The organism is Clostridioides sp. ZZV14-6345 (assembly GCF_020657775.1).
Lineage (GTDB): Bacteria > Bacillota > Clostridia > Peptostreptococcales > Peptostreptococcaceae > Clostridioides > Clostridioides difficile_D.
This window is the reverse complement of sequence record NZ_JAGWCX010000097.1, coordinates 1-10,927: the sequence shown is the minus strand read 5'-3', so window position 1 is coordinate 10,927 and position 10,927 is coordinate 1. Positions and strand designations below refer to the sequence as shown.

The window sequence follows — 10,927 nt, the reverse complement described above, 5'->3', positions numbered from 1 at the left end:
AAAGGGCGTAGCACTATTTTTTAGTGCGACAGCTCCTTTTTGTTATGCATAATTTTACTTAGAACATAAGCTTTATATAAAACAATTAAAAATATACCTAATTAAGATAAGTAAAGAAAGAGCTCTCATAGAACAAATTTAATTTACTCATGCGACAGCTCCTTTTTAGATGATGCTTTTTTAGCTTTATATTATAAGGAGTATAAAACTAAACCTATTAAAAATGTTATAATTTTTATTGCCATCATAGAATATATCAATTCATCAAGTTTATAAAAGTAATTAAGCTTTATTAAATAGCCTCTTCATCATAATTTACCCATTTCATATAATATAAATAGTATTAAGATTTTTTATAAGAGTTAAAGCAAGCATGTATTATTACTCAAATATTTGTATAATCAACATCTAGTAATTTACCTTTTTGGTGAAAATGATTAATAAGTTTTTTAGGATAATTCATTATTAATTCATCTGGAAAATTAATTTCTTTTAAGATATTCTCAGAATACTCATAGTTACCTATATCAAAACAAATGTGAGCATCTGAAGTTAGTATGATTTTAGCACCATATTTTTTGCAAAGTGTAGCAATATACTTACAATTATCCGAGCTACCATTTCTTGACACGCCTTTTATAGAACAATTATTTATTTCTATTAAGATATTCTTTTCCATGGCTAATTTAATGATTAATTCATAGTCGATTGGATAGTTTGGATTTCCAAGGTGGCCTAATATTTCAATATTATCATGCTTATTTATTGCATTTATTAAGGCTTTAGTATTATTCTCTAATGTATTTGGTGAAAAAACGGCTTCGTGAAATGACAAGATAAGATAATCTAATCGAGGAATGACAAAAGGCTCTAAATCTATATTTCCTTCAGTGTCTAGTATATTTGCTTCACATCCTCTTAAGATTATAATGTTATTTATGATTCTTGGGATATTTTGAATGTTGTGAAAGTACCATTTGTGGGGAGAACCAGGCATCTTAGGACCATGTTCAGATGTACCTAGTATCTTAATTCCATTTTCTTTACAATAATTAATATTTTCTAACAAAGTACTATAGCCATGACCACTGACTATAGAGTGGGTGTGTAAATCTGATAAAAAATTCATATAAATTCCTCCTCTGTAAAAGATGAGGGTAACGTAATTTATATTATAAGATGAACAGGAAAAAAAATCAATAGTTACACAATTAGACAAAAATATTAAAATATTGTAAAATTAAGCTTAATAATATTTAACAGTGTTACTGCTTATAGGGGAGGTTAACTATGATACAAAAGAAGCTATCAAGGAAAGAAAAAGTTTTAATTTGCTTGAAAAGGTTAACAGAAGAACACTTGAAACTTAATAATGGCATTAGATTTGGATTTGATGCAGAATATATTGCTACTGAAGTATGTATAAATAGAAGTAATGCTAGTAAGGAGTTAAATCAATTAATAAAGGAAGGTATTATTATAAAGATAAAGGGAAAACCTGTTCAGTACTTATATAAAGAAAGTATTGAGAGTATTTTAGGAAAGAAACTAAATAAAGGGATATTTGATAATATTAATTCTATAAACGAATATAGTGAAAATGATTCTATCAAAGATGAGTATATTGTAGAGGGTATAAAAAAAGAGAACAATATTTTTAATTTAATAGGATGTGATGGAAGTTTAAAGTCCCAGATAGAGCAAGCTAAAGCAGCAGTAATATATCCACCTAAGGGGTTGAGTACATTAATAATAGGGCCTACAGGAGTTGGTAAATCTATATTTGCAGAATATATGTATAAGTATAGTTTAACTATAAAAGAAGATAGTGATAATGCACCATTTATCATATTTAACTGTGCTGATTATTCTGATAATCAGCAATTATTATTAGCACAGCTTTTTGGATATGTAAAAGGAGCATTTACTGGAGCTGATAAAGATAAGTATGGTATTGTACATGAAGCTAATAATGGAATATTGTTTTTAGATGAAGTTCATAGGTTATCTGCAGAGGGACAAGAAATGCTATTTCTGCTTATGGATAAAGGTATATATAGAAGGTTAGGAGAGGCTAATAAGGTACATGAGTGTAGGGTTATGATAATTGCAGCCACTACAGAAGACCCAGAAACAGCAATGTTAGAAACGTTTTTAAGAAGAATACCTGTAACTATAAAGATTCCGTCCTTAGAGGAAAGAGGCTTTCAAGAGAGAATGAAGCTTATATGTTATTTTTTTAAAGAAGAAAGTATTAGGATTGGTGTTAAGTTAAAGGTTTCAAAAGAAGTTATTAAGGCATTTATTTTGTATAAGTGTAAGGGAAATATAGGACAATTAAAAAGCGACATACAATTAATTTGTGCAAGAGCTTTTTTAGATTATATTACCTATAAAAGGGAATGTGTATATGTAAGACTCTCTCTTCTACCAAACAATATTAGAGAATCATTATACGGAAATAATAGAAAAGAGGAGTTTGTACAAAACTTCAGTTTTATTGGGAAAGATGATATTATTTTTTTACCAGAAGAAAAGAATTTTGAAAGTGAAAATTTATTAATAGAAAATAAAAAGTATGATTTAGATTTCTATGGAATGATAAAAGAATCTTGGAATAAACTTCAACAAGAAGGTATTAAAGAGTCTCAAATTAGAAGTGTTATAGATGAAGATATACAGAAGTATTCCTATAATTTAATGAATACTTTTATATATAATAGTAGCAATCAAACAGCCTATAACAATATTGTTAATGATTCAATTGCAACTACTGTGAAGCATATTTTACAAAAGCATGATAAATGGAGCAAAAGAGAAGGGTTAGATAAATTAATAAAAGCTATAGCCTTACATATTCAGAATTTAATTGAAAGAATAAAGATTGGTAACATAGTAAAGCATCCTAATAAAGATGAAATTATGAAGGAAAGAGCATATGAATATAACATAGCAAAAGAAATATTATCTAATGTGTCGTTAATGTATGGAGTTGAGTTCCCAGAAGATGAAGCAATTTTTTTAGCAACGTTTCTTTATTTATCTTATGTGGGATTAAATGAGGAGAGTATAGCAATATTAGTTATAATGCATGGTGAATCTACAGCATCTAGCATGGTGAATGTAGCTAATACTTTACTGGATTGTAACCATGCGGTGGCAATCAATATGGGATTAGAAGATAGAGTTCAGGATATTTTAGTCCAAGCTATAGAAATAGCCAATGAAATTGACAAAGGAAAGGGAATTTTAATTCTAACTGATATGGGGTCTATTTTAACATTTGCTAAAGTTATTCATGATGCTACTGGAAAAGAAGTAAAAGCAATAGATATGGTAAGTACACCTATTGTAATAGAAGCAACTAGAAAGGCCCTAACTCCGAAAATGACATTAGAGAAATTATATTTTAATATTATAGAATCTATAAAGAAACATTATGGAGATATGGAAATTACATATGTTGAAAAGGATAATGGTGGTAGATATTTTGATAGATTACTAATTGATAATATTAGTAAAACTTTGACTTTTTTAAATGGGGAAAAGGCTTATTTTATATTAAAAGAAGTAATTAATAGAATTAGCGAACATTATTCTTTAGTAATTCAAGATGAGCTTTTAGTAAAGTTTATATTTCATTGCTCATGTATGATTGAAAGAGTAATAATAAAAGAGTCTTTAGTTTATAAATCATATGAAGAAAGAGTTAGTAGAAGTAAAGAATTATATTTAGTTATAAAAGAAAGTTTTAAGCTCGTAGAAGAGACATTCGATATAATTATTTCAGATATGGAATATGCAAATATATTAGATATATTTGAATCACAATATGATACAGATAAATTCAAAAGTTGATACAAAATTTAAAAATAGCCAAAAGGCTATCTTTTTTTTCATTCTTTTTGATACAGATTTGATACAGGTTTGAAAAAGCTTTTGATACATATTGAAAGAGTAAGTTTTTTTTAAAAATTAAGTAAAAAGGTTTGATTAAATCCTGTAGAATAGCCATTTGTTATTGATACACATAAGTTGGCACAGCAATTGCTTATATAAAAAGTGACAAGAAAAGTGAGGTGAAATTGGTGATAGGGATAATAGTTATGACTCATGGGAGTTTTAGTGAAGAAATTATAAAAAGCTGTGAACTTATTGCAGGACCAGCAGAAAGAACAGCAGCAATTAAACTAAATAGGAATGATAATATTGAAGACTTAAATAGAAATTTTGTAGAAAAGTTAAATGAATTAGATGAAGGTGACGGAGTTTTAGTATTAGCTGACCTATTAGGAGGTTCACCAAGTAATGTTGCAAGTTTAAACCTTAAAAAAGGTGGAAAGTTTCATGCACTTACTGGAGTAAATCTTCCAATGCTACTTGAAGCTTTAATTAATAGAGAGGGGAAAAGTTTAGAAGAGTTAGCAGAGGCATGTATTGAAGCGGGGAAAACTGGTATAAACCATATCAATAAAGTTCTTAGCTCAATGTAATAGAAAAAGGAGTTCGATTAAAAATGTCTTTAGTAAAATATTGCAGATGTGATGATAGATTAATACATGGTCAAGTGATATATAAATGGGTTAAGTATCTAGGTGTTAAAAAAATAGTAGTAGTAGATGATGAAACAACTAATGATGTTATTGCTAAAGGTTTGATAAAAATGGCAGCACCAAAGAATATTGATTTATCAATATTAACTGTAAGTGAATCAAGGAGGTACTTTTATAATAACCAAGCTGATAATAACGTTTTTGTATTAATTAAAAACTTAGATACTGCAAATAGAATGATAGAAGAAGGAATTGATATTAAAAAACTTATTATTGGAAGAATACCTACAGGGATAGGAAAAAAGAAAATATCTCAAAATGTATACATTAATAAAAAAGAGTTTCTTTTAATAGATGAATTTATTAAAAAAAATATTAATGTATCAATTCAAATGGTACCTGATGAGGAAGAAGTAGAATTAAATCACAATATTAATCGCTGTAAAGGAGAATTTGTTTAGCAATGAATAAATATAAGGTAATCATACTCTGCCATGGAACTTGGGGAAAGGTATTAGTAGAAGAAGCGAATAAAAATTTTGGATTGTCAAATCAATACGAAGTTTTATCACTAAGCTCTGAAAAAGATGTTTCTGTGTTCATGAAAGAGGTTGAAGAAGTAGTAGATAAAGAGGATGTGAAAATTATAATATCAGATTTGTATGGAGGTTCTACATCAAGTGTTGCAATAGCTGTTGCTATAAGAAGAGGGATAGATGCAATAAATGGACTTAGCTTACAGACAATTTTAATCGTAGATGAAGAATTAAGCAAAGAAGATGAAGTACATACATTACCAGAAAGAATCGTCAAAAAAAATAATAACCTTTGTGTGGATTTAATTAAAGAATTCAAAAAAATATAAATTATGAGGTGGATATAATGGCAAAAATAACATTAGTAAGAGTAGATCATAGATTAATTCATGGACAAGTTATAACAAAATGGGTGAAAATCGCTCAAGCTCAAAAAATAATAATAGTTGATGACTTCTTAGGTCAAGATGAATTTATGGCTGACATATATAAAATGGCGGCACCATCAGGAGTAGAAGTAGTTATTTTAACAGCAGAAGATGCAGGACAAGCATTCCAAAACAATACCTTAGGAGATAAAAATATATTTATTCTATTTAAGAATGTTGATATGGCAAATAAGGCGTATAAGGCTGGACTTAAATATGAAAAGATTCAATTAGGAGGTATTCCAAATGAAGCTGGAAAGAAGATGGTATTTACAGCTGTTTCATTAGGAAATAAAGATGTAGAACAACTAAATGAACTTAATGAAGAGGGGGTTGAAATAGTTCTACAAGTTATACCAGAGGAATCATCTATGACATATGAAAATGCATTAAAGAAATTTAAATAAAAATTATAAATTAGGGGGAATTATAAATGGAATCTGTTTTGATGTTGGCAATTGTAACAGGATTATGGTATTGGTTTGCAGCAGGTCTTGCAGGGTATACCCTTTTCTCAACACTAAAGTCTCCTTTATTTATAGGCTTTAGCCTTGGATTACTTTGGGGTGATGTAACAACTGGTATGATTGTTGGTGCAAGTATAGAAATGGTTTATCTAGGAATGGTAGCAGCAGGAGGAAATATTCCATCAGATAAATGTTTAGCTGCTCTTATTGCAATACCAGTAGCACTTCAAACGGGTGTTAATGCAGAAGTTGCAGTATCTATTGCGGTACCTTTAGGTGTTATAGGAGTATTAGTTAATAACTTAAGAAGAACTGGTAATGCTGTATTGGTTCATAAGGCAGATAAGTATGCCGAAGAAGGTAATACAAAAGGTATCTGGAGATGTGCAACACTTTACTCTTTAATATTTGGGTTTGTTTTAAGATTTCCAATAGTTTTTGTATGTAACTTTTTTGGAGCAGATTTAGTTAAATCATTATTAGATGTTATACCACAATGGTTAATGAATGGATTAACAGTAATGGGTGGTATATTACCTGCATTAGGTTTTGCAACAACAATATTTACTATAGGTAAAAATAAATTCTTACCAATGTTTATTATAGGATTTTTTATGGTTCAATATTTTGAAATATCAATTACTGCAGCTGCAATATTTGGTGTTTGTATAGCTCTTTTAATTACCTTTATGAAAGAAGACAAAAGGGTAGGTGAAGTATAATGCAAGAAATAAAAAATAAAGAAGTTAAAAATGGACAAGGTACAACTGAAGTTAATAAGACAAGAGTACTTACGAAGAAAGATGTAACAAAAACATACCTAAGATGGTGGTGGACAGCTGAATTATCTAACTCTTTTGAAAGAATGCAAGCATTAGCAGTTTGTGCAAGTTTCACTCCAGCTTTAGAAAAGTTATATAAGAAAAAAGAAGATTTAGTAGATGCGTTAAAAAGACACTTACAATTTTTTAATACTCAAGCTATATGGGGAGGGTTAATTCACGGTACAGTTTTAGCTATGGAAGAAGAGAAAGCTACTGAAGGAAAAATCCCAGGAGAGGTTATTTCAGGTGTTAAGAATGGGCTTATGGGACCTTTGGCTGGAATTGGAGATACTTTAGATTTTGGTACATTTCAAACAATATTCTTAGCTTTAGGTGCTTCATTTGGAGCTGAAGGAAGTGTTATAGGTGCATTTTTCCCAATAATGTTTAGTATATTGCTATTTTGCGAAGGTTATTACTTATTCCATTTAGGATATTCTTTAGGTAGAGATTCAATTAAGAAAATTCTATCAGGTGGTATTGTCAATAAGATAATTGATGGTGCTTCAATTCTAGGAATGTTTATGATGGGAGCGTTATCTGCAACTACAGTTAAGCTTTCAACTCCATTATCATTTGATATTGGTGGTAAAGCAATTGTTGTTCAAGATACATTAAATATGATTGCTCCAGGTTTATTACCACTTGGTGTTGTATTCTTCGTATATTGGGGAATGAAATACAAGAAGTGGACAATAACTAAGCTACTAGTAATTTTAGTTGTATTAGCATTAGTAGGATCATTCATTGGAATATTCTAATTTACAGTGATTAAAATATAGAATTTAATTTTAGGAGGAGAAAGAAATGTCAGAAAAAATGTATACAGAAAAGGAATATTTAGAAGGAATTAGAGGAGCAACAGGAGAAAGAGCAGTATGGTTCTATCTTCTTATGAAAGAAGCTGAAAAATTAGGAGTTAATCCAGATAATATATGTAAAGAAGCAATATATGGGTTTGGTAAAATGAGAGGTCAAAAATATAGCGTAGCAGACACTCCAGGAAAAATGGCAGAAATGTTATATAACAGTAAAGGACAAAAAGTGTTTGAAATGGAATTAGTAGAAAATACAGATGAGAATGGAGTTTTAAAATTCCATCACTGTCCATTAGATGCAGCTTGGAAAGAATATGGATTAACTAAAGAAGAAAGAAAAGAAATTTGTAGATTAGCTTGTTACGGTGATTATGGAAGAGTTGATTGTGCACAAGGCGTTAGATTAGAGTTTGCTCAAAAATGTGCTCATGATGATGAAGTTTGCGAATTAGTATTCACAAGAAAATAATTTTTAATGCTAAAAGCCTGTTCTTTAAGGACAGGCTTTAAAAAACAGAAAGTAGGTTGATTTATGGATATAAGCAGAAGTGTAGATAATAGTTTAAATATAACAGTAGAATTCCTAAAAGAATTGATAAAAATTGACTCACAACAAGGTGAACCTATTTCACAATGTCCTTTTGGTATAGGACCTAAAAAATCTCTAGAGAAAACTTTAGATTACTGTGCTAGTTTGGGTTTTAGCGTTAAAAATATTGATAATTATATTGGATATGCAGAAATTGGAGAAGGAGAAGAATTAATAGGGATTCCAATGCATTTAGATGTAGTTCCACCAGGAGACGGGTGGAGTGTAGACCCATTTTCGGGAGCAGTAATTGACAATATTATTTATGGAAGAGGTGCCATAGATAATAAGGGGGCTGTATCTATGCTTATACATGTATTGAAAAATATAGAGGATACGTACCCTACAATTAATAAAAGAATAAGATTAATTTTTGGTACAAATGAGGAAACAGGTATGGAGTGTATCAAATATTATTTAGATAAAGGTGAAGAAATTCCAAGTATGGGATTTACTCCAGATGCTATGTATCCAGTGGTTAATGGAGAAAAAGGAAGAGTTCATATAAGGATAGAAAAAGAGATTAAAGTTGATAAAGGTAAACCTTACATAATAGTAAGGGGAGGAACTAAAGAAAATGTTGTTCCATCTTATTGTACTGCAAAAATTATTAATGGAATTATTTCAGAGCTAACTACTAAAGGAGTAGCTGTGCATGCAAGTAATCCTGAAAAGGGAGAAAATGCTATATCTAAAATGATAATAAAGCTAGTTGAAGATAATATGGATTTTCAGTATAGAGAAGATATAGAATTAGTTTCAAAATACCTTTGTAGTGACTATTATGGAGATGCATTGGGAATTAATCAATATGATGAGGTATTTGAAAGCACTACTTTAAATTTAGGAATCTTAAAAGTGAATGAGGAAAAAATCATATGTGAGATAGATATAAGGTATGGTAAAAATATAGTTTTAAACAATATAATAGATAGATTCAAAAAGTTTTTTTGTAATGGTTGGAAAATAAAGGTTATTGCTCATAAAGACTTACATTATGTGGATGAGAGTAATTTAGTACTTAAAAAGTTATTAGAAGCTTATGAAGAAGTAACAGATAAAAATGGATATACAATTGCTATGGGTGGTGGCACATATGCAAGTTGGTTTAAAGATATGGTGGCGTTTGGACCTAAGTTCTTAGCGTATAAAACTGGCGGTCATGGAGCAGATGAAAGAGTACCAATAGAGCATATACGAAAGAATATGGAGATATATACCCTAGCTTTAATAAAACTATTAGAATTGTAAAAGGAGAAGAGGTTTTATGTGCAAATATATAGATATCTTAAAAAGAGAGATAAAACAAATTCAACTTTATTTAAGTGCAAACATAATTAAGAATGCATTAGAGGGAGGTATACTTGGAACTGGGAAAATAGAAATAGCAGCTGTACTTGGTGGAGCAAAAACAATCTGTGCGTTAAATATATCTACTGCAATTAATACAGCTATACAATGTTCAACATCATCAAATACTATTCCATCTTTAGATGATGGAATAGTATTTGATGATGTTGAAGAAACGTTAAAAAACATGATAAATAAAAGCTGTATTTAGATAGATTAGCTACTAGTTTTATATAAAAATGGATATTATTTATAAAATTTACATATTACACAAATTTTTTTAAAATTTATCTTTTATGATGCTATGTTTTTGACAGCATAGTTTGCTTTTTGCACAGCAAGTTACGCTTGTTTATACCATCTATCTTTCAGAATACGGAGCATTTCTTTCATCAATGCAGTACCTATTCCAAATCTCCGATAATCTTTATACAGGGAAATTGCAAAGGACGGAGTGTCATTATCTATATGTCCGTAATCACTCATAATGCGTATCCAAACAACATCGACAGCCTTTTTATAAACTTCCACAACCACACCTATGTCGTCTTTTTTCTTCCCGAAGTCGGTTATATATCTGCAATTCTGGCTGATTGATAATTGATTTGGGCAGTGCAGACACTCCCTCTGTCACAAAGATAGCTTCGTGCAAAAAATATTCAGGCAAGCTATCATCTCCCTCCGATATTGTTCTAATTTTGAAGTCTATAACCGCCTGCTACAACTACGGTTTGTCGCTCTGTTCAACACCCAGACAAGCGGAAATTGTCATTATTTATCAATATCAATCATAACACAGCGCACTTTCTTTTCCTCTAACGCAGCTTTCATATCGGATGGTAAGGCTAATTTCGCAGTTTTGTACCCCTTATAATATACCTGTTTTGTTTTTCCGTCTTTTTTTATAACTTTTACTGCCAAATAATAAGACAGCTGATGCTCCAATCCCCATGAACTATATTCCAGTTCAACACACTCAATTTCATCAAGTGGGATAGAATATGGTATTCCTGTATTTAGCACAAGACTATCATTTTCAAAGAAAAAGGCTCCTGCATTTGATTTGTTTTTGAATTTGCTCCTTGAATATACAAAATAAGCTAAAAAAACAATAAGAACAATTGTACTAAAAGCAAACATAATAAATATCCTCCTTTATTTTGGTTTATCGCTTACTTTTCCCATGAACTTTGGGTCAACTTGGCGCAAAGTAATCATAACTAAAACATATCAGAATAGCCAGAAATCGTCAAGACTAAAATGAGTGGGCTTTTGAAGTGGGGCTGTCGCACTAGAAAATAGTGCTACGCCCCTATTTTGTATAAAAAAGTAAAAATAGCAAAAAACTATTTGCTAATAAAA

The 10,927-nt window shown here is 30.0% G+C and carries 12 protein-coding genes; 10 read left to right on the top strand and 2 right to left on the bottom strand.

The window, feature by feature from the left end:
• Positions 1 to 385: 385 nt before the first annotated feature.
• Positions 386 to 1,129 (bottom strand): phosphatase, encoded by a 744-nt coding sequence (locus tag KGF39_RS18185; protein WP_227823387.1) that lies wholly within the window; start codon positions 1,127 to 1,129, stop codon positions 386 to 388.
• Positions 1,130 to 1,290: 161 nt separating this feature from the next.
• Here KGF39_RS18185 and KGF39_RS18180 point away from each other — a divergent pair, with 161 nt between their 5' ends.
• From KGF39_RS18180 to KGF39_RS18135, 10 genes are all read left to right on the top strand, one after another.
• Positions 1,291 to 3,858: a sigma 54-interacting transcriptional regulator gene (locus KGF39_RS18180; protein ID WP_227823386.1), complete on the top strand. Its 2,568-nt coding sequence runs from the start codon at positions 1,291 to 1,293 to the stop codon at positions 3,856 to 3,858.
• A 230-nt stretch (positions 3,859 to 4,088) separates the two neighbouring features.
• A complete protein-coding gene (locus KGF39_RS18175) occupies positions 4,089 to 4,493 on the top strand; it encodes a PTS sugar transporter subunit IIA (protein ID WP_054272291.1) in 405 nt (134 codons plus the stop codon).
• A 23-nt stretch (positions 4,494 to 4,516) separates the two neighbouring features.
• Complete coding sequence (locus KGF39_RS18170) at positions 4,517 to 5,014, top strand: PTS sugar transporter subunit IIB (RefSeq protein WP_227823385.1); 498 nt, start codon at positions 4,517 to 4,519, stop codon at positions 5,012 to 5,014.
• A 2-nt stretch (positions 5,015 to 5,016) separates the two neighbouring features.
• Positions 5,017 to 5,418 carry a PTS mannose transporter subunit IIC gene (locus KGF39_RS18165; RefSeq protein ID WP_227823384.1) on the top strand — a complete coding sequence of 134 codons (402 nt, stop codon included), beginning with the start codon at positions 5,017 to 5,019 and terminating at the stop codon, positions 5,416 to 5,418.
• Between the two features lie 17 nt (positions 5,419 to 5,435).
• Positions 5,436 to 5,924, top strand: coding sequence for a PTS system mannose/fructose/N-acetylgalactosamine-transporter subunit IIB (locus tag KGF39_RS18160; RefSeq protein ID WP_054272294.1), 489 nt, complete (start codon positions 5,436 to 5,438; stop codon positions 5,922 to 5,924).
• Positions 5,925 to 5,950: 26 nt separating this feature from the next.
• Positions 5,951 to 6,706, top strand: a complete 756-nt coding sequence (locus KGF39_RS18155; protein WP_227823383.1) for a PTS sugar transporter subunit IIC — start codon at positions 5,951 to 5,953, stop codon at positions 6,704 to 6,706.
• Complete coding sequence (locus KGF39_RS18150) at positions 6,706 to 7,569, top strand: PTS system mannose/fructose/sorbose family transporter subunit IID (protein ID WP_227823382.1); 864 nt, start codon at positions 6,706 to 6,708, stop codon at positions 7,567 to 7,569. The genes KGF39_RS18155 and KGF39_RS18150 overlap by 1 nt, the downstream gene beginning before the upstream one ends.
• A 46-nt stretch (positions 7,570 to 7,615) precedes the next feature.
• Positions 7,616 to 8,095, top strand: a complete 480-nt coding sequence (locus tag KGF39_RS18145) for an L-2-amino-thiazoline-4-carboxylic acid hydrolase (protein WP_227823381.1) — start codon at positions 7,616 to 7,618, stop codon at positions 8,093 to 8,095.
• Positions 8,096 to 8,158: 63 nt separating this feature from the next.
• Positions 8,159 to 9,466: a M20 family metallopeptidase gene (locus KGF39_RS18140; protein ID WP_227823380.1), complete on the top strand. Its 1,308-nt coding sequence runs from the start codon at positions 8,159 to 8,161 to the stop codon at positions 9,464 to 9,466.
• A gap of 16 nt (positions 9,467 to 9,482) precedes the next feature.
• A complete protein-coding gene (locus KGF39_RS18135) occupies positions 9,483 to 9,776 on the top strand; it encodes a hypothetical protein (protein WP_227823379.1) in 294 nt (97 codons plus the stop codon).
• A 560-nt stretch (positions 9,777 to 10,336) separates the two neighbouring features.
• On the opposite strand, the gene KGF39_RS18130 is transcribed toward KGF39_RS18135, so the two are convergent.
• Entirely contained in the window at positions 10,337 to 10,705 is a 369-nt protein-coding gene (locus KGF39_RS18130) for a hypothetical protein (protein ID WP_227823378.1), read from the bottom strand.
• Positions 10,706 to 10,927 lie beyond the last annotated feature (222 nt).